A 20,159-nucleotide genomic window follows, 5' to 3' on the forward strand; every position below is an offset into this window, starting at 1 on the left:
TAGTCCCAACTCAAAACCAGACCTCGTGTCTGGTTTTTTTCACGCTATACTTAGGCCAAATACGAATACTGCTTTAATTTTTTGCATGAAAAGAATACTACTGCTTTGTGTAGGCTTGCTGCTCTGCGTAGATGCCATTTGGTTACTTACATTAGATAAAATTCATTTAGGCATCCTTTTACCCTTAGTCATTGGGTGTATTTTTATTTTATCCGGACTATTTACAACCCAAATCCACAATATTTTAGATCAATACCCTAAACTCAAAAGGCTCTGGCGTGCTACATGGTGGTTGTTTTGGCTTTGGCTATTGAGCCTTTTGCTGTTTTTTGCGTATTTACACTTCAATAGCCAGCAATCCAAGTCTTTCACTTCTGTCCAAGCCATCATCGTTTTAGGCAGTGGTATTGAAAATGGTCAACCTTCTCCGACCTTAAAGGCGCGTCTCGATGCTGCAGCACCGTATGCCTTGAAACAGCCCAATACTATTATGATCATGACGGGTGGTTTAGGCTTTAATGAAAAAATGACCGAATCTTCTGTCATGAAGCGCTATTTACTTCAACACTATGACATTTCAGCCGCACGCATATATGAAGAAAGCAGAAGTACCAGCACAGAACTCAATCTGATCAACAGTAAAATGATTTTAAAACGACATCAGATTTCTCTTGATGCACCCATTGCGATTGCCAGTAGTGACTTTCATCTACCACGTGCAAAAGCAATTGCACAGAAGTTAGGCTATACACGGGTGTATACCATTGCAGCACCTACACCGCTGTACATCCGCTACAATTCTTGGCTACGAGAATATTTTGCCTTTTTGAGCGGTTTTGTACTCAACGAATATTAAAAAAAGCCCTTGTTCGATTAGTGAACAAGGGCTTTTTTATGCTGTAAATAAACCATTAATTTAAACGAATGCTACGTGGCAAAGGAATTTTAAGGTTTTCAAAGATTTCTGGGCGCTGCTGATAGACTTGATATAAATAATTTTTAATATCTAACAGCATCTTTTCAGGTGCAACCAAAATATTTTGCCCTTCCGGGGTCAAATCTAAAGACACCGTAGTACTCTCGCTACGTAAAAACGGAATGACTTTTTCGATAAAGTCTTTTAATGAAATTTCCTGAATTTCATAATTGGACCAATTGTCTTTAATTAATAAACGTGCCAAACCTCGGTTTTGCCAAATGGCAAAGGAACGTTGACCAGTAGGTGTCGCACAAAGTGCCCAACCATCTTGATATAACGCAATCACGCCACCTTGAGCGACCATATTTTCAATAAATTGTTTATAGGTTTCTTGAGGATTGTAATTTGTAGTTTGAGTTTTAGACGCTGCCTTGCGCTGATATGGATTTCTCATAGATCACATACAATATTAAAATTATTATAGAGCGGATTCTATGTAAATCAGAAAATTTAGGCAAGCTTTTGGAGAAAGAAGTTTCTATAGAAGAATATGGTGGGCGCTGACGGGATCGAACCGCCGACATTCTGCTTGTAAGGCAGACGCTCTACCAACTGAGCTAAGCGCCCTGAGCGAAGAGCAACAAAGCGAAGCTTTGTCTGAGCGCAAGAGAAAAATCGAAGATTTTTCTAAAGGCATTCTCTTGAACAGAGATTTTTAAGATAAATGGCGCAGCGGACGGGACTCGAACCCGCGACCCCCGGCGTGACAGGCCGGTATTCTAACCAACTGAACTACCGCTGCATCACGTAGTTTCTTTCGAAACACAACCTATATCTTAAAGATATGGTGGGCGCTGACGGGATCGAACCGCCGACATTCTGCTTGTAAGGCAGACGCTCTACCAACTGAGCTAAGCGCCCTTAAAGGGTACAACAATTATATTCTTTGAAATGGCGCAGCGGACGGGACTCGAACCCGCGACCCCCGGCGTGACAGGCCGGTATTCTAACCAACTGAACTACCGCTGCATCGCAAAAAATATGGTGGGCGCTGACGGGATCGAACCGCCGACATTCTGCTTGTAAGGCAGACGCTCTACCAACTGAGCTAAGCGCCCTCAAAAGGTCTATCATGTAAATGGCGCAGCGGACGGGACTCGAACCCGCGACCCCCGGCGTGACAGGCCGGTATTCTAACCAACTGAACTACCGCTGCACTTACACAATGTCGCTATTGTGGTTCAAACGAATTAAGATTTAAAGTGGCGCAGCGGACGGGACTCGAACCCGCGACCCCCGGCGTGACAGGCCGGTATTCTAACCAACTGAACTACCGCTGCACTCTAAATATCTTAACGCTGAAAAGGCTTGGTGGGCGCTGACGGGATCGAACCGCCGACATTCTGCTTGTAAGGCAGACGCTCTACCAACTGAGCTAAGCGCCCTTTTCAAAACATGTTCATCGTTTGATGAGGTGCATTATAGAGAATCCTCACGGTCTGTCAAACGCTTTTCTAACTCTTTTCCACTTTTTCTGTTTGAGTGATTAAAAAATAAGTTATATTGCGGAAAAATCAGTATTTTTGAACATTTTTTAGCTATAAACCTGTAAATTTATTACTAAAAATAGGACTTATATTCTGCATCATTCACATAAAAAACAGTTTTTCAGATGGACTCATAACTAATCATTCAGCGAACCGACGATTAATTCACCACACTCACGGCATTCTAAAACAACCTAGTGTACAAAATACATTCAAACACGATTTTCTGTTAGTTTGCGAGCATTACTTCTGACAAAAAAACGCCTTTCAAACTCACTTTAATTTTTCAAATCTTTGTTTTGATGCCATGAACTTCGGTTTTCATGGCTTATGCTTATAACGACGTGTTCAATGTTCAGTGATGTAAACCAGCGCATTTAATGGAATCAATTGATAAAGTTCTACAACATCGCTGTTTCGCATGCGAATACAACCATGTGACATCGGTATGCCCATAGGCTCGCGATCTGGTGTGCCATGGATATAAATATAGCGTTGATAAGTATCACAGCCCTCACCTGCATTAAAGCCCGGTTCCAAACCACTGAGCCATAATATTCGAGATAATATCCAATCCCGATCAGGATGTGATGCGGCAAGTTGCTCATCGTAAACCTCTCCGGTCCACTGACGTGCTTTAAAAACTGCATTTTGAGGTTGTTGTCCACCAAACTTTTCAGCGACTTGATGCCAGCCTCGTGGGGTCTTACCACTATTTTCCTGCTCACCAATGCCATTTTTACCCGATGAAATCAGGTAAAACTTATTCAGCTTCGGCAAAGTTAAAGTTTGATCTTTCAAGTTAATCAGGATATCGGCTTGATCTTGGGTATATTCAGACATGCTCTTGCTCTTTCTGCTTATCTTTATCTTCTTGTTTAGTCTGCGGCGATTGTTCAATAGTCCGCATCTGATTTGGCTCAGGTCGTGTCCATAACCAAATACCAACGATCAACATGGTTAAGTCCGTGAAAATCTTGACGGCAATCGGTGCAGAAGTAAAAAGCATAATCAGACCACTCACAAACATCATGATCGATGCAAACCATTTTGCTTTGCGGGGGACGGTGCCATTTTCGCGCCAAGCGCGTAGGGTTGGGCCGTATTTAGGATGATTCAATAACCAAGCATCCATTTGTGGCCAGCCTTTTGAAGCTGCCCATGCTGCTAATATTAAGAAGACTGTCGTGGGCATTCCCGGCAATAAAGCCCCTATAAAGCCTAAAATGACAAAGACAACCACTAAGCTTCGCCAAAACAACGTCTTCATACCGCTACCCTGAACTTTCAATTCAGGTAGTATAAGATGTTTTTAACAATTATCCGTTGTTATTCTGCATTATTCGAAAGGTTTCAATATGGCTGCAACCCCGACAACGTCGTCTTATTTTGAGCCATGGTTGCAATTTAAACAGCCCTTAGTTCGCCAATTGGCTTTCTGTATTGCCAGCCCAAATATTCTGCAGCAAATTCCCTATGAACTCGAAATCCGCTATCCCTTTCATTTTCATCCAAGCGAGCTTTGGCAAAAACATTTTGAAGCCTACCTACCCCGTTTAAAACAACTCGAACAACACCCAAGTACATTAGTAGAATTTTTACAAAAATTAAAAAGTACTCGTCTTGGTTTACGTTTCGAAATGTTTATGTGGTTTTGGCTTCTCGATCACCCATACCATCCATACCAGTTACTCGGACATAGCATTCAAAAAATTGACGGCCCTCGTACAGTAGGTGAACTCGATTTTGTTTTAAAAAATACCGAAAGTGGTGAAGTTGAACATTGGGAAGTTGCTTTAAAATATTATCTAGCCGAGCGTGATTTTCAATTACCCTATTGGTATGGCTTAAATCGTAGTGATACTTTGGCTCGAAAGCTCAATCATTTCACCCAAAAACAATTCCAATTTGATGAAGCACTTGGGCAGCAGATTCAACAACGCTATTGCGTTTTAAAGGGTCAATTATATTTACCTATTCAGCGTACCAGCACATTGCCCCACTGGGTCAATCCTGCACGTAGAATAGGTCAATGGGGACATGTCATTCCATCTACGAGTCAAGGCTATTATCGCCTACAACGACATGAATGGATTTGCGTGAAGCAGCAACCGACAAGTAAAACCGCACATTGGTGGACAGATGGTTTATATAAAAAAGACAGTGAGGAAAGCTATTATATGTATAGACAACCACGCTTGGTTTTACCGCAAATCACTTAAAATAACGGAAGACGAAATTTGTAGTTTAGTAGAAATTACATTAATTTACTTAATCACCATAAAAACCACCTACTGTTTAATACGGCCATTTTTTAATCTAAATCTCACATCAGAATAATTTATTCCTCTAAAAATTATTCTTTCATAATGGAGAATACAGTCAATGAAAAAAATTCTAGCTGCATCACTTATGGTCGCTTTTATACTGACAGGTTGTAATACAGTAAAGGGTATGGGTCAAGACGTATCTAAAGCTGGAGATGCGGTAACCAATACTGCAGAGAAAACTTCAGAAGAAATTCGCCGCAATTAATTTATTTCCCAAGATTTTATAAAAGAGCCCTATTTTTTTAATAGGGTTTTTTACGTCTAAATTTCCCTTCGCTTGTTGATTCGCCTATTATATTGCGACATTTTTGACTTCTGTATTTAGCATGACCTCAACAGCAACTCTTGATCTCAGCCTAGAACTACTTCGCCAACCGTCGGTGACACCGATTGACCATACCTGCCAGAACATTATGGCGGATCGTTTAGCCAAAATTGGCTTTAACATTGAAAATATGCGTTTTGATGATGTAGATAATCTTTGGGCACGTAAAGGGACTGAAGCACCAGTATTTTGCTTTGCAGGTCATACGGATGTAGTACCTACGGGTAACTTGGATGCATGGGGTTCTGACCCATTTCTTCCTGAAATTCGCGACGGTAAACTGTATGGTCGTGGCAGCGCAGATATGAAAACCGCGTTGGCAGCTATGGTTGTTGCTTCAGAACGTTTTGTTGCAAAGCATCCAAATCATAAAGGTTCGATTGCATTTCTTATTACCTCTGACGAAGAGGGTCCTTCGATCAACGGGACTGTCAAAGTTGTTGAAACTTTAGAAGCGCGTAATGAAAAAATGACTTGGTGTTTGGTGGGTGAACCATCTAGCACCAACACACTTGGCGATATTGTTAAAAATGGTCGTCGTGGTTCGCTAAATGCGAATTTAACGGTTAAGGGTAAACAAGGGCACGTTGCTTACCCACATCTAGCGGTCAATCCAATCCATACAGCATCAAAGGCACTGGCTGAACTTTGCGATACCGTGTGGGATAATGGCAACGAATACTTCCCCGCAACATCTTTTCAAATTTCCAATATCAATGCCGGTACAGGCGCAACCAACGTTGTTCCGGGCACGATGAATTTACTCTTTAACTTCCGCTATTCAACAGAAGTGACGGCGGACGAACTCAAAGCACGCACCTTGGAAATTCTAGATCGTCATGGCGTTGAATATGACATCTCTTGGACCTTATCTGGTCTTCCATTCCTCACCCCTGTCGGTGAGTTAGTGAATGCCGCACGTGATGCCATTCGTGATGTTACAGGGACAGAAACTGAACTTTCGACCAGTGGTGGTACTTCTGATGGTCGATTCATTGCGCCTACAGGTGCACAGGTGCTTGAATTGGGTGTTTTGAATGCCACGATTCACCAAATCAATGAACACGTCAATGTGGAAGAGTTGGAGTCACTTTCTGAAATTTACGAAAAGATTTTAGAAAACCTGTTGGCTTAAGTATTCTCTGCAATATAAAAAAGGAACTCCATTGAGTTCCTTTTTTATATCTCGTTTTTGCAAATATTAAGCCGCTTGAAGCCCAATGCTGTTTTGAATATTGGCTAAATTTGGAATATGAAATACCTGATCGGCCATGCGTACATATTGGAAAATATTGGCGTCTTTCACGGCTTTTTCTTCATCAACCACTTCAGAAATACGCAAACGAATGGTTTTCGGCATCTCATTACACATCAGTGCAAAACGCTGTCCAACATCATCCCCTTCAATGACCAAAGCCACACCCTGATTTTTTGCAGGATCATTGACTGAGAAAACAGGCAATTTCAATTCATGCCATTCAACAAAAGGAACATTGGTTGCACTATCGAGCGCTGAAAGAACAATATTTTGTGGTAACAACATTGGCTCTTTACCATGACAATCAATGATATAAGCATCGATAAAACCGGTAGAAACCGTAATGAGATGTTGCAGTTCCTGCTGATCAATTTTATCGCTGACAACCTGAGAAACAGTATTTTGGCTCATAGATTACCCCTGCTTTTCTGCAATTAAAGCTTCAATATTGGCAAGCAATTCAGCTTCTTGGAATGGTTTACCCATATAGTGAGTCACACCTAAGCTAAATGCACGCTCACGATGTTTTTCACCAGTACGCGATGTAATCATAATGATTGGCAAGTCACGGTGAATGTCATGGTGACGGACTAAGTTTGTCACTTCGAAACCATCCATACGTGGCATTTCAATATCGAGTAGCATCAAGTCTGGACGGACATTTTCAAGCTGCTCAATTGCATCTACACCATCTTTCGCGGTCACGATGTCATAACCTTGACGTTCAAGTAAGCGTGAAGTCACCTTACGTACTGTCACCGAGTCATCGACAATCATCACTAAACGACGCGCATTGGCTTGACGGCCCAAATCACGCTGTTCAGCTGAATGTTTAACACGCTGCGTAGTTTGAATTTGACGTGCAATATTTTGCCCATCCAAAATCAAACATACATGACCATCACCCAAAATCGTGGCACCTGCAATCGCGCCGACACTGGTAAATTGTTGACCAATAGGTTTCACCACGATTTGAGAACGTGAACCCACCAGCTGATCGACCAATAAAGCAATGGTTTGACCACTGTTGCCTTTAATTAACAGTACAGGCAATGAATGACCGACATTATTTAAACGTGGAATTGGCTGATTACCCACAAACTCTGATAAATACCGTAGTTTGTAATTGGTGTTGTCAATTTTAAACACGTCATCCTTACTATTGAAGTAAGTTTCGAGTGCCGTAGGTGCAATACGGACAATACGCTCAATTTGCGCTAATGAAATCGCATATTGCTGATCGCCAGCTTTCACCATCAAGGCATCGCTGACCGCTACCGTCGTTGGTACACGAATGGTAAAGGTTGTCCCTTTACCTAACTCAGACTCTACGGAAACATGACCACCCAAGGCTTTAATTTCACTTTGCACCACATCCAGACCAACGCCACGACCCGAAATTTGCGTTACCGCTTGTGCCGTTGAGAAACCTGGATGGAAGATCAATTGCAAGATTTCTTGTTTATCGAGGAACTGATCCGCTTTGATTAAACCAAGTTTTAAGGCTTTGTCTTTAATTTTGGTTTCATCAATCCCTTTACCATCATCACTGAAAGACACCAGTACATCAGTACCCTGACGACTAATGTTCAAGACGATGCTACCTACTTCTGGCTTTTTTAAAGCCAAACGGTCAGCAGTATCTTCTAAACCATGGTCGACCGCATTACGCAGCATATGTTCAAATGGTGTCACCAAACGCTCTAAGATCGTACGGTCCAATTCACCTTCTGTATTTTGAACAATCAATTCTGCAGGACGGTTCAAGGTCGAAGAGGTTTGACGCACAATACGTTGTAAACGTGGTAACAAACGATCAAATGGCACCAAACGGGTACGCATCAGACTTTCTTGAATTTCTGACTGAATACGTGATTGTTGTAATAACAGACCTTCCGCATCACGGATTTTTTCTGCCAAAGTACTCTTGAAGTCAACCAAATCCGACGCAGATTCGGCTAGAGATTTTGACAATTGGTTAATCGATGAATATTGGTCCATCTCCAATGGGTCGAAATCCGCATAGCGTGAATTTTCAGAACCATGTTTGGCAATAATTTGTGACTCAAGCTCACCATCCATTCGACGTAACTGGTCAGCAAGTCGCTTAATTGCTAACTCCATTTCATTCAAGGTATTGCCTAGCTGACCTAAGTCCATCTCAATACGTGAACGGTTAATCGAGTTTTCGCCTGATAAGTCAATCATCTTCTCGACGAGATCAGCCGAGATACGAATCATCTCATTACTGTTATCAGAAGAATTAGCTTCAGACCATTCACCCAACATAGATGGAGGTTCAACACCATCACCTTGAATAAATTCAAAGCCTTTACTGACAATACCTTGTTCTAATTCTGCAACACGGTTTGGCAATTGAACCGTAACATCCACATACTGAATGGATTCTAGGCTCAATTTGATGCTATCAAAATTACTATAGTCGTGGTTGAAGATCGCTTCTTTTAACCATGCCAACGTCGTTTTGAGTAAGCCGTCATATGCATTTGAGTTGAAATGATGAACCGCGAAATGCTCAAACGTCGTCTCAAGTTGATACGCAATTGCGGCAACAGGTTCATTTTCAACCATACGCGCACCACCCTTAATACTGTGGGCAGCACGTTGTAATTGAAGCAATACGTTACGGTCACTACGTTGTTCAGTCCATTGATTTAATAATTGAACGGCTTGTTCAAGAATTTCCTCAGACTCTTCAAGGAAGGTTTCTTCCATGACAGAACGTAGATCGTCATCTGGATGCTCAACATGTTCAGCCACCGCATGTTCAAGATGTTCAACAGCAGACTCAGTGTGAGCAGTCGTTTGAGCTTCAACCACTGCTTCTGCAGTGTCTTCAGCAACATCCATCGGCTCTGACACCGATACATCTGGTTCTACTGCTGTTTGTTCAGTTTCAGCAGAAATAGGGGCCGAAGCCAATGCAACAGCTTCTGAACGCTCTCCTGCCACAATTGACTGAATATTCTTGAGAATATCGATCACATTATTCGCTGGGTAGTCGATCCCTTGGTCACGAATGGTTTGAATACGATCTGAAATATCATCCTGCACTAAACGAATAATTTGAATTAACGCAGGCGTAATCGAAATTTGCTGACGAATAATGCGCTCATAAATCGATTCTAATTCATGCGAAATTAAACCCACATGAGATGCGGCAATCATATTTGCACCACCTTTTAGGGTATGCAAATAACGCATTAAATTATTCAAAGCTGAAGTATTGGTCTGATCACGTGTCCAAGTACTAAGGTCTTGGTCAATCCCCACCAATAACTCTTCTGCCTCTTCAATAAAGATCCCTAAAAGATCTTCATCAAAGTCATTATTCGCATCCACCGCTTGCATCTGTTGATGATCAAGTTGAATACGCTGACTTAATTGTGCAAAGTCTACTGCTGTTGTATTTGCAACAGCGGCTTTATCTTCTACTGTGGCAACAGGTTCAGCAACTACATGGGCTTCTGGTGTTGTCGTCGCTGCAACTGCTTCAATGTCTTGTTGAACAAATGCAGTCAGCTCATTTAAGAAACGCTGAACCTCTTCACTTAACACCACACGCTGACCCGCAGCTAAAGTGTCAAATAAGTGAATAAACTCTTGATGTGCTTGCGCAAATAACTCATAGCCATAATCAGCATGGAGTAATTCAGGCTTTTCAACTAAAGACTGATACGCTGCACGCAGTTGAGTTGTAAAATCATGAATACCAACAGACGCACGATTATCTGTATGTTCGATCAACTCTAAAGCTTGTTGACTGAGCTGTTGAATATAGTCTGGGAATTCAGCAAGGGCACGTTTATCAAACTCAAATTCAGCATCCAATAACTGATCAATATTTAATTCGATTAGTTTAGAAACCAAACCTTGTGGATTATCTTCAGGCGCCAATTGATCTTGGCTAGCAAAACCATAATCATCCCAAGCGGCTTTGAAGGTTTCATAAATAGATGCAAGATTTGCCTTATCTCCTGAACGCAGCACGTGTAAATAATCACGAACAAATTCAGCATATTGAATCAATAAAGCAGTTTCTTTCGAGCTCGATACGATTTCATCTTGCAATAAGGTTTTAAATAAATTTTCAACTTTTGAACTGGCTTCAAAAATCTCTTCGATTTGCGCCATCGACGAACTACCACGTAAGGTGTGTAGCGCGCGAATTAAACCATTATAGTCTTGTGATTTACTGTCATCAGATTGGAGGAACTGATCAATCGTTTGTAGATGTTCTTCAGCTTCTTCAATAAAAATGCTCACGGTCTCTTCGACCAGAGATGCATCTGCATCCACTTGTTCAGGAGCAAGTTCTGATTCAACAACCGCAACGATCGTACTTTCAAGCACTTCTACAGGTGCTGTAGCTTCAACATCAGTCAGTTCTAAACCAGTGACAGCATCCTCAGATTTTAATTGATCTGCCAGTTTTAATAATTCTTCGAGTGCAGGCTCAAGGCTGATATTTTGTTGTAATTGTTGCCCCATTAAAACCAATGGACGTAAGTCAACATCCAATTCGGCAACATTTTTAAACCGTGGATAGAGCTTATATTGATAAACATTTAAAACTGTTTGTGCAAACTTTTGAACGGTCGGCGTTAACTGTACTGAACCTGCAATGACACGGTTCAGCGTATCTTCAACTGCCCATGCAGTTTCACCCGCCGATTTTGCCCCGACCATACGACCTGAACCTTTCAGGGTATGGAAATGACGACGAATCGTCGTTAAAGTGTCTTTATCTTGTGGATTTTCCAACCAAGTTGTAAATAAACCCGCCAGTTCTTCAAAGATTTCTTCTATTTCTTCAACAAAAATCTCTAAAATTTCTGCATCTTGATCAAGATAACTATCTTCAGGAAGCGTAGTTGTTTCAACTAAATTTTTTAATATTTCTTTCATAGCTAAGGCTTCTTATGTTTTGCCACCAAGAAGGTTGCTCAAACTTAATTGTAACCATCACCTAAGACTTAACTGTGACGTTAAGTTCACCTTATCGATGTGTTATCTGTAATCGGTGCAGTACCCTAGCCGCAGCTAAGGTACTCCAGGTTTGCGCCTGACTTACTCTGGGAGTTTAAAGTCAGATACAGATTCACGTAATGATTCAGCCATGTTCGCCAATTCAGATACCGAACGTGCAGTATCAAATGTTGCACTGGTGGTTTGCGAGGTAATTTCTTGTACAACGTTCATCGTTGTCGCAATATGACCTGCTGAAGCAGACTGAAGTTTTGCAGCATCCGAAATGTTTGCAATCAGTTTCGCCAAGTTACCCGATACAGACTGAATTTCATCCAGTGCTACGCCGGCATCCTTAGACAAGTTCGCACCACGTACAACTTCCGAAGTCGTTTGTTCCATTGAAATTACGGCTTCGTTAGTATCCGTTTGAATGGTTTTTACCAAGCCTTCAATCTGTTTGGTTGCAGACGCTGAACGTTCCGCAAGACGCTGTACCTCATCCGCTACCACGGCGAAACCACGACCTGCTTCACCCGCCATCGACGCCTGAATTGCTGCGTTTAATGCCAAGATGTTCGTTTGGTCGGCAATATCGTTAATCAGTGCGACAATGTTACCAATCTCTTGAGAAGACTCACCCAAACGTTTAATACGTTTTGAAGTTTCTTGAATCTGCTCACGAATCGTGTCCATACCTTCAATTGAACGGTTTACAACATCTGCACCGTTTGCAGCAATTTGTACTGAACGTTCTGCTACGACAGCTGATTCTTCAGCGTTCGAAGATACTTGGTCAATCGACATTGCCATTTCGTTAATCGCGGCAGATGCACCAGCAATCTCTTGCGCCTGATGTTCAGATGCTTCTGCAAGCTGGTTGGTAATACCCTGCGTATTCGCCGTATATTGCGCAACTTCTTGAGAAGTTTCTGTAATACGCGATACAAGGTCACGTAATTGGTCGATTGCGAAGTTAATCGAGTCGGCAATCGCACCAGTAAAGTCTTCAGATACCGTCGCATACGAACGTAAGTCACCGTCTGCAAGATCGGCAATTTCATCGAGTAAACGTAAAATCGCGTTCTGGTTACGGTCATATTCTTCTTGAAGACGGGTTACACGGAATTTATCCGATTGACCACGTAAAGAAAGAAGTTTGAACACACAGATCAAGAAGGCTGTTAAAGCAAGAATCAACAGTACCGCAGGTAAAATGGTTTTCAAGCCTGTGCTAGAAGACAATTGATTTAAGTTGTCCAACAATTTGTCTGACTCAGCAAAAATTTGTGAAGATGCTTTACGTACGTTCACAATTTGCGTTGAGTTTTTCAAAATTGTCGCAGCCGCTGATTTTAATACATCGTCATATTCAGCTTTAATGCCTTCAAGTGACTCACGTAATTCAGGGCTTTCAATACGTTGTACACCAAGCTCTGTACTACCATCCAATTGGGCATTTAAGTACAAACCGAAGGTTTCAGTATCGGCACTGAAGTCATCTGCAGACTCACGTGAGCTATCAGAACCTGAAAGCACCGAACTGATCGAACGTAAAATACGTTCTGCAATGAATACCTGGTTTTTCGCAATCACCACCTGGTTCGAAGGCATGTCTTGACGTGCCATTTGGTCGACCATCAAGTTATATTCCGCCTGAATCCCCGGAATGGTTTCACCAATCGCGATGTTCGTGTCATATAACTTATTAATGATTTTTTGTTGCGAAGTAATCAAGTCAATACTTTTTGAAACCTCAGCCCACTGCGTATCTACAGATTTCAGCGCATCTGTATTTGCATGAATGTCTTTTACAGTTTCTAAGTTTTCTTTGAACGAATCTTGAGAGGCAATTAATTTTTTCATTGCATCTTCAGTACCTGAAGCAGTTGCCTCAGTTGCTTGACGCGAAATTGTTTGCGAAAGAAGACGGAGTTCACCCAAACTTTGCGTTAATTGGTTACCGCGAGGAACGCTATAGAATAGGTATAATAAAATAATCGTTGCCAGTACTAATGAACCAATCGCACCATAAATAAATGGTTTGGATTTTTCACTATCACCAAAAACTCGAGATAATTGATCTGTCTGTGATTGCAGTTTTGCCAGAAAAGCATTACCGCCTTTACGACCACTGGTGCTTTCACCCGTATTTTTCTTTTTAAGTTTAAAGCCCATTCAGCTTCTCCCCGATTACGCCTTCTTTCGTTCGTGCGCGACAATTAATTTATAAATTTTATAGATGCGTTCATGTATTTTGGATTTTGCAGTAAACGACTGAAGAGAAATACATTCCACTGCTGGTTATGCTGGTGGAAATACCCCTGACAATATTCCTGTAAATTTCGATCCAACTCATTATGTTTAGAAAAATAACTTTTCTTATTAAAGTGTTGAATACCCAAAACTTGATCGACTACCAAACCGACATAATGGTCATTATGACTAATACATAAAACTTTTTGAGTGGGTGAAAAACTACTTCGATGACCGGTTATATATTGTGCTAGGTCAGACAAAGAAAGTAAGCGTCCCCGAATATTGGCTAATCCCATCACCCAAGGTTGGGTGTTGGGAACTGGCGTATATTTTGGTGGGTAGATCACTTCAGCTACTTCACCTAAAGGAGCAACGTAATATTGCCCCATCATCTCAAAAGCAATGCCTGACCATCGGTTTACTTCATTTTCAGTGGAAACGTAGTTTTTGTTTCCTCGTTTTGCGATTCGAAGTAATTCGATAAATCCATTTGCTGCCATAGAGCTTTATCCTGCATTGAGGTGTTGCTTAATCACATCAATTAATTGTTTTTCGTCTACAGGTTTAGTTAGATAATCAGAAGCACCTTGGCGTTTACCCCAAACACGGTCAGTTGCCTGATCTTTGGTACTTACAATGACAATCGGAATATGTTTGGTGGTCGCACCACGTGCAATTTGACGTGTTGCTTGGAATCCATTCACACCCGGCATTACCACATCCATCAAGACCAAATCAGGTAACTCAGCTTGAGCCATCGTCACCCCATCTGCCCCATTTGAAGCTTCAATCACTTCAAATCCGTGTTTACCTAAAATTTCTTTAAAACGGAATGTTTCTGTTGGTGAATCATCAACGATTAGGATACGTGCCATGCTTTTTCCCCAAAAAATAAAAAATCTAATTAAGCTGTAACGTGATTACGGATTGCATTCAGCAATTCATCTTTACTGAATGGCTTAGTCAAGTATTCATCAGAACCTACAACGCGACCCTTCGCCTGATCAAATAAACCATCTTTACTTGAAAGCATAATCACAGGAATATTTTGATAATTTTGAGAGTTTTTAATCAGGGCACAAGTTTGATAGCCATCTAGACGTGGCATCATTATATCGACAAATACGATATCTGGATTCGCATCTGCAATTTTTGAAAGTGCTTCAAAACCATCTACAGCAGTGACTACTTCACATCCTTCACGCTGAAGCAGCGTTTCGGCCGTACGACGAATGGTTTTTGAATCATCAATTACCATGACTTTTAGATTTTGGAATTTATCGTCCATTTATTGACCCTACCCATTGAGGATGTACAAACAATTAAGTTAGCAGCATTATTATTTACAAGTTGTGAACATTTTTAACATATCTTTACTTGCGTTTTCAATGAACATTTTCTGCGCAAACACACAAGATTTCTTGTTTTTATTAACTGCTTCACACTTTCCGATGACCAACGATTTTTTTTTAACTTGGAATAGTATTTAATTGTCTTAATTAAGCATATTATAGCAAGATTATTACTTTAAAATAAGTAATTTAGTCAACTTTAAACTGGGGAGTACAAGGTTGAGTCCGCTTACAAAAAAAATTCACTTGATTGGCCTTAAACATTTCTCAAAAAAAGTCATCCTGACGACTTGTTTACTGGCTTATACCCCGCTTTTATTTGCTGCACCAAACAATATGCAGCAACCACAAAAGGCGACTTGGTATCGCTACTATGACAATAAAGGTGTAGCAAACATCAGTACCAATGTGACACCAAATCACATCCGCTATGGTTATGAAGCACTTGATCAAAATATGCAAGTGATTAAACGTAACCGCCCCTACAATGCTGAAGCCGATGTTAGACAAGCTCCTCAGCGTGCTGCCCAAGCACGTCAGCAAGCATCAGATATCAAACTTAAAAAAGCCTATACCAATAGCCGAACTGCGGCAATTAAAAAGCGTGATGCACTGACTGGTATACGTAAACAGATCGTGTTTGAACAAGAACAATTAAAACAATTACAAAATGATCGTGTATTATTTGTTCGCCAAGAACGTGAACATTTTCGAAAAGGTGAAACCGTTCCGGCAAAATTAAAAACAATGTTGGATAATAATCAAAAAAATATGGTAGCGAAAAAAGAATACATTCAATCGTTACAAACTCGCTATCGAAATACAGAAGCTGAATACGACAAAATTATTACGCGTTTAAAAGCGATGGAATAAACTTGTTATTCAATTGCTTTTGTAGACCGCTGATATAAGGACCATTATGCACTCTGCACAGCAATCATCCCCATTTTTAAAGCTTAGCCTGCTTTGCATAAGCCTGGCTTTGGCTGCATGTCAAAAAGAAGATCCGCAGCAAAGTGTAAAACCAGAAAATAAGATTGAATTGATTCAACAAGATCTGGTGACGATCGAACAAGGCAACGCCATTTCAAAAACGGCCTTTACTGGTACCATTCGGGCGGTCAATCAGAGCAGTATTCAAGCCCAAGTCACTGCGACTGCAACCAATGTGAATGCAGAGGTCGGACAACGTGTCAGCAAAGGCCAAGTGTTGGTGCGTTTAAATAATCAAGACAATGCCGCACGTCTTGCTCAATCACAAGCAAACCTTGCATCCACACAAGCTCAAGCCAATCAAGCTAAACTGATGATGGACCGTAAACAGCGTTTGCTGAATCAAGGCTTTATTTCCAAAGTAGAGTTTGAACAAAGTCGTGTCGATTACCAAGCTCAAATGGAAAATGTTCGCGCTCAACAAGCCAATGTCGATATTGCACGTAAAGCCAATCAAGACGGCACCATTTATAGCCCTATCCAAGGCGTGATTACCAAACGTGATGTTGAACCGGGACAAACGGTTGCTGCGGGACAAACCCTTTTTGAAATCGTCAATCCAGACCAATTAGAAATTCAAGCCAAATTACCAAGTGATCAGCAAGCTGCACTGAAAATTGGACAAAAGATTGAATATAGCATCCAAGGTAATAGCAATTTACTCACAGCACAAATCAGCCGGATTTCACCAATTGCCGATCAGGCTAGTCGTCAAATTGAATTTTTTGCAGCCCCAAATGAAACTATTACTTCATTAAGTATTGGTGCTTTTGTCGAAGGCCACATCTTAGGCACGGATAATATTTCAGGCCAAAAAATTCCACTCGACACCATTCAAAGTCTAAAAGATAAACCTTACGTCTGGGTCATTCGTCAAAATAAAATTGCCAAAGTACCTGTACAAATTTTGAATCAGAGTTATAGCAATAACACCGCGATTGTTCAGGGCTTACAAAATAGTGATCTGATCAGCCGAATTAAATTTAATGATTCAGATATCAAACAAGATGTAAGTATCAGCCAAAATTAAAAGAATAAGGCAGGACAGTTGTTATGTGGTTAACCCGAATTAGTGTGAAATATCCTGTTTTCACTATCATGATGATGTTCTGTCTGATGGTACTAGGACTCGCATCTTGGCAACGTATGGGTGTTGAAGAGTTTCCTGATATCGACTTCCCTTTTGTTGTTGTCTACACCAACTATCCGGGTGCTTCTCCTGAGTCTGTCGAATCTGAGATCACCAAGAAACTTGAAGATCAGATCAATACCATTTCAGGCCTTAAGCAAGTCATTTCACAGTCCAGTGAAGGTTTATCCACGGTCATTGTCGAATTTAATCTAGACGTCTCATCCTCTGTAGCTGCACAGGATATTCGAGATAAAATTGCACCGGTAACCGCACAATTTCGTGATGAAATTGATGACCCCATTGTAGAACGCTACGACCCTACTGCCAGTGCGATTATGTCGATTGTTTTTGAATCAAAGGACATGTCTTTACGTGATTTGAGTTCCTATCTCAATCAACGGATTGTGCCACAGCTCAGAACAGTTCCCGGTGTAGGTACGGTCAATTTATTGGGCGATGCGCAGCGACAAATTCGAATACAAGTAAATCCGCAAAAATTACAAAGTTTCGGGATTGGGATCGATCAAGTTATAAACACCCTAAAATCTGAAAATATTGAAGTTCCGGGAGGAACCTTAAAACAAAAGAACTCAGAATTGGTGGTCGAAATTAAATCTCGGGTTATTCACCCAAATTCTTTTGGAGATTTAGTGGTTGCCAATAAAAATGGCGCGCCGATTTATCTCAAACAAATTGCCGAGATAGAAGATAGCCAAGCCGAAATGGAGTCGAGTGCCTATCTGAATGGTAAAACAGCCGTTGCTGTCGACATTCTGCGAAGTTCGGACTCTAATGTGATTGAGGTGGTTGATAATACCCGTAAAACTTTAAGTAAAATTCAACAGCAATTACCACAAGGCACGACGGCAGAAATTGTGGTTGATTCATCTAAAGGTATTCGTGGCAGCATTAAAGATGTGGCACGTACCATTATTGAAGGTGCTGTACTTGCGGTATTCATTGTATTGTTATTTCTCGGTTCATTTCGTTCGACAGCTATTACAGGTTTAACCCTACCGATTTCGCTACTGGGCACCCTCACCTTTGTTTGGATTTTTGGTTTTACCATCAACATGATGACCCTACTGGCTCTCTCGCTGAGTATCGGTCTACTCATTGATGATGCCATTGTGGTTCGTGAAAATATTGTCCGCCATGCCGATATGGGCAAAGACCATGTCACCGCCGCACTCGACGGCACGAAAGAAATTGGTTTAGCTGTATTGGCCACGACCTTGACCATTGTCGCGGTATTTTTACCTGTGGCATTTATGGGCGGTATTATTGGGCGTTTCTTCTATCAATTCGGTGTAACCGTTAGTACCGCTGTACTGATTTCGATGTTTGTGAGTTTCACCCTTGACCCGATGTTGTCTGCTCACTGGGCAGAACGCCACGATCCAAATAAAAAGCCCGGCAAAATCAAACGCTTTTTTAACTGGATTTCGGGCAAGCTCGATAACTTAAGCCATCATTATGAAAAATTACTCAAGCTTGCTTTAAAGTTCCGTCTCATCACCCTTTTAATCGCCGTCGCATCATTATTTGGTGCATTGGGTTTATCCAAACTGATCGGAACCGAATTTGTACCGGTACCAGACAAAGGTGAAATTCGGATCAAATTTGAAACACCCGTTGATGCAACCCTTGAATATTCACAGGCGAAGCTTAAGCAAGTCGATCGTATCATTCGCCAGCATCCAGAAGTCAAAGCCACTTATGGTGCCATTAATAGTGCCACTGATCGCGGTAAAAACCATGCCAGCATTCGTGTCACCGTTTCACCACGTACAGAGCGTAGTCAAACCTTAACGGATCTCAACAATGAATTCCGTACCCGTTTAAAACATGTGGCAGGAATTACTATTACCTCGATTGCCTCAGCTGATGAAACAGTTTCGGCAGGTCAAAAGCCGGTCATGATCTCGATTAAAGGCCCAGACTTAGATGAGTTACAACGCATTTCTGACCGTTTCTTGGTTGAAGTTTCCAAAGTCGAAGGCATTGTCGACTTAGAAAGCTCACTCAAAGAACCTAAACCGACCTTAGGTGTACATATCAATCGTGTTTTAGCCAGTGATTTAGGTTTATCCGTCAATCAAATCGCCAATGTATTACGCCCTCTACTTGCGGGGGATAATGTAACAACGTGGAAGGATGATAAAGGCGAAACCTATGATGTAAATTTACGACTCACTGAAGATCAGCGTCGACTGCCAACAGACATTCAAAGCATGTACATCACATCACAAAAAACCGATGCCACAGGCTTACCTATCTTGGTTCCATTGGCAAGTGTGGCTAGCTTTGAAGAAACACTCGGTGCTTCACAAATTAACCGTCGTGATCTGGCACGTGAAGTGATGGTTGAAGCCAACACAGCAGGTCGCCCTGCGGGTGATATTGGTGCCGAAATCAATGAGATCGAGAAAAACTTTGACTTGCCACCGGGTTATAGTTTTGTCACGCAAGGTGCCAATAAAGATATGGCTGAATCTGCAGGTTATGCAATGACAGCGATTACGCTCTCCATTGTGTTTATTTACATTGTTTTGGGTTCACAATTTAATAGCTTCATTCACCCTGCAGCCATTATGGCTTCATTACCCCTATCATTGATTGGGGTGTTCTTGGCCCTGTTCTTATTTAATTCAACCATGAACCTCTTTTCCATTATCGGGATTATTATGCTCATGGGCTTGGTGACAAAGAACGCAATTCTACTCATCGACTTTATTAAAAAAGCCATGGATCATGGGGTAGATCGTTATGAAGCGATTATTGAAGCAGGAAAAACCCGTTTACGCCCCATTTTAATGACCACCAGTGCAATGGTAATGGGTATGGTTCCGCTTGCACTTGGTCTGGGTGAAGGCGGTGAACAAAGCGCGCCAATGGCACACGCTGTAATTGGCGGGGTGATTACCTCTACCCTACTGACACTCGTGGTAGTCCCAGTGATTTTTACTTATTTGGATGATTTCCGAAACTTCCTTGCACGTCAGGCCAAAAAAATCATGTCATAATGACAAAATCTAAAATGAGGTGACTTTGG

16 protein-coding genes and 8 tRNA genes are annotated in these 20,159 nt (G+C 41.4%); 7 read left to right on the forward strand and 17 right to left on the reverse strand.

Features of this window, described 5'->3' with window-relative positions; translation table 11 throughout:
• Positions 1–85 precede the first annotated feature (85 nt).
• On the forward strand, positions 86–856 hold the full coding sequence (locus FTU16_RS00785; protein WP_180162492.1) for a YdcF family protein: 771 nt from the start codon (positions 86–88) through the stop codon (positions 854–856).
• Positions 857–911: 55 nt separating this feature from the next.
• Here FTU16_RS00785 and FTU16_RS00790 read toward each other — a convergent pair whose 3' ends face one another.
• From FTU16_RS00790 to FTU16_RS00840, 11 genes are all read right to left on the reverse strand, one after another.
• A complete protein-coding gene (locus FTU16_RS00790) occupies positions 912–1,373 on the reverse strand; it encodes a DUF2750 domain-containing protein (protein ID WP_078191441.1) in 462 nt (153 codons plus the stop codon).
• A gap of 97 nt (positions 1,374–1,470) precedes the next feature.
• Positions 1,471–1,546, reverse strand: a tRNA-Val gene (locus tag FTU16_RS00795).
• A 98-nt stretch (positions 1,547–1,644) separates the two neighbouring features.
• Positions 1,645–1,721, reverse strand: a tRNA-Asp gene (locus FTU16_RS00800).
• Positions 1,722–1,764: 43 nt separating this feature from the next.
• Positions 1,765–1,840: transfer RNA gene (locus tag FTU16_RS00805), tRNA-Val, on the reverse strand.
• A gap of 31 nt (positions 1,841–1,871) precedes the next feature.
• Positions 1,872–1,948 (reverse strand) — tRNA-Asp (locus tag FTU16_RS00810).
• A 13-nt stretch (positions 1,949–1,961) separates the two neighbouring features.
• Positions 1,962–2,037 (reverse strand) — tRNA-Val (locus FTU16_RS00815).
• Positions 2,038–2,058: 21 nt separating this feature from the next.
• Positions 2,059–2,135 (reverse strand) — tRNA-Asp (locus FTU16_RS00820).
• A 47-nt stretch (positions 2,136–2,182) separates the two neighbouring features.
• Positions 2,183–2,259, reverse strand: a tRNA-Asp gene (locus tag FTU16_RS00825).
• Positions 2,260–2,288: 29 nt separating this feature from the next.
• Positions 2,289–2,364: transfer RNA gene (locus FTU16_RS00830), tRNA-Val, on the reverse strand.
• 450 nt (positions 2,365–2,814) lie between these two features.
• Positions 2,815–3,309 (reverse strand): cell wall-recycling L,D-carboxypeptidase ElsL, encoded by a 495-nt coding sequence (gene elsL / locus FTU16_RS00835; RefSeq protein WP_078192250.1) that lies wholly within the window; start codon positions 3,307–3,309, stop codon positions 2,815–2,817.
• Positions 3,302–3,736: a YbaN family protein gene (locus FTU16_RS00840; protein WP_180039707.1), complete on the reverse strand. Its 435-nt coding sequence runs from the start codon at positions 3,734–3,736 to the stop codon at positions 3,302–3,304. Before FTU16_RS00840 ends, elsL begins: the two co-directional genes overlap by 8 nt.
• 88 nt (positions 3,737–3,824) lie before the next feature.
• Here FTU16_RS00840 and FTU16_RS00845 point away from each other — a divergent pair, with 88 nt between their 5' ends.
• From FTU16_RS00845 to dapE, 3 genes are all read left to right on the forward strand, one after another.
• Positions 3,825–4,688 carry a DUF1853 family protein gene (locus FTU16_RS00845; protein ID WP_180162493.1) on the forward strand — a complete coding sequence of 288 codons (864 nt, stop codon included), beginning with the start codon at positions 3,825–3,827 and terminating at the stop codon, positions 4,686–4,688.
• A 163-nt stretch (positions 4,689–4,851) separates the two neighbouring features.
• Positions 4,852–5,001, forward strand: a complete 150-nt coding sequence (locus tag FTU16_RS00850; RefSeq protein WP_180004989.1) for an entericidin A/B family lipoprotein — start codon at positions 4,852–4,854, stop codon at positions 4,999–5,001.
• Positions 5,002–5,122: 121 nt separating this feature from the next.
• A complete protein-coding gene (gene dapE, locus FTU16_RS00855) occupies positions 5,123–6,256 on the forward strand; it encodes a succinyl-diaminopimelate desuccinylase (protein ID WP_180162494.1) in 1,134 nt (377 codons plus the stop codon).
• Between the two features lie 66 nt (positions 6,257–6,322).
• On the opposite strand, the gene FTU16_RS00860 is transcribed toward dapE, so the two are convergent.
• The 6 genes from FTU16_RS00860 to pilG all read right to left on the reverse strand — a co-directional run bounded on the left by FTU16_RS00860 (position 6,323) and on the right by pilG (position 14,915).
• Positions 6,323–6,790 (reverse strand): hypothetical protein, encoded by a 468-nt coding sequence (locus FTU16_RS00860; protein ID WP_180004987.1) that lies wholly within the window; start codon positions 6,788–6,790, stop codon positions 6,323–6,325.
• Between the two features lie 3 nt (positions 6,791–6,793).
• Positions 6,794–11,308 (reverse strand): Hpt domain-containing protein, encoded by a 4,515-nt coding sequence (locus FTU16_RS00865; protein WP_180162495.1) that lies wholly within the window; start codon positions 11,306–11,308, stop codon positions 6,794–6,796.
• A gap of 162 nt (positions 11,309–11,470) precedes the next feature.
• Positions 11,471–13,546 (reverse strand): methyl-accepting chemotaxis protein, encoded by a 2,076-nt coding sequence (locus FTU16_RS00870; protein WP_078192256.1) that lies wholly within the window; start codon positions 13,544–13,546, stop codon positions 11,471–11,473.
• 44 nt (positions 13,547–13,590) lie between these two features.
• Positions 13,591–14,127 carry a chemotaxis protein CheW gene (locus tag FTU16_RS00875; protein WP_078191058.1) on the reverse strand — a complete coding sequence of 179 codons (537 nt, stop codon included), beginning with the start codon at positions 14,125–14,127 and terminating at the stop codon, positions 13,591–13,593.
• A 6-nt stretch (positions 14,128–14,133) separates the two neighbouring features.
• Positions 14,134–14,502 (reverse strand): response regulator, encoded by a 369-nt coding sequence (locus tag FTU16_RS00880; protein ID WP_078191059.1) that lies wholly within the window; start codon positions 14,500–14,502, stop codon positions 14,134–14,136.
• A gap of 29 nt (positions 14,503–14,531) precedes the next feature.
• A complete protein-coding gene (pilG, locus tag FTU16_RS00885; protein WP_078191060.1) occupies positions 14,532–14,915 on the reverse strand; it encodes a twitching motility response regulator PilG in 384 nt (127 codons plus the stop codon).
• Between the two features lie 346 nt (positions 14,916–15,261).
• On the opposite strand from pilG, the gene FTU16_RS00890 reads away from it, so the two are divergent.
• Genes FTU16_RS00890 through FTU16_RS00900 form a run of 3 tightly spaced genes read left to right on the forward strand, consistent with a single transcriptional unit; the run spans position 15,262 to position 20,130 of the window.
• Positions 15,262–15,852 carry a hypothetical protein gene (locus tag FTU16_RS00890; protein WP_373683877.1) on the forward strand — a complete coding sequence of 197 codons (591 nt, stop codon included), beginning with the start codon at positions 15,262–15,264 and terminating at the stop codon, positions 15,850–15,852.
• A gap of 46 nt (positions 15,853–15,898) precedes the next feature.
• The gene (locus FTU16_RS00895; protein WP_180159924.1) at positions 15,899–17,002 is read left to right on the forward strand and encodes an efflux RND transporter periplasmic adaptor subunit; all 1,104 of its coding nucleotides are present in this window, start codon (positions 15,899–15,901) and stop codon (positions 17,000–17,002) included.
• A gap of 23 nt (positions 17,003–17,025) precedes the next feature.
• Positions 17,026–20,130: an efflux RND transporter permease subunit gene (locus FTU16_RS00900; protein WP_180162497.1), complete on the forward strand. Its 3,105-nt coding sequence runs from the start codon at positions 17,026–17,028 to the stop codon at positions 20,128–20,130.
• The last annotated feature ends 29 nt before the right edge of the window (positions 20,131–20,159 follow it).

This window comes from Acinetobacter sp. YH12069, assembly GCF_013419675.1.
GTDB lineage: Bacteria > Pseudomonadota > Gammaproteobacteria > Pseudomonadales > Moraxellaceae > Acinetobacter > Acinetobacter amyesii.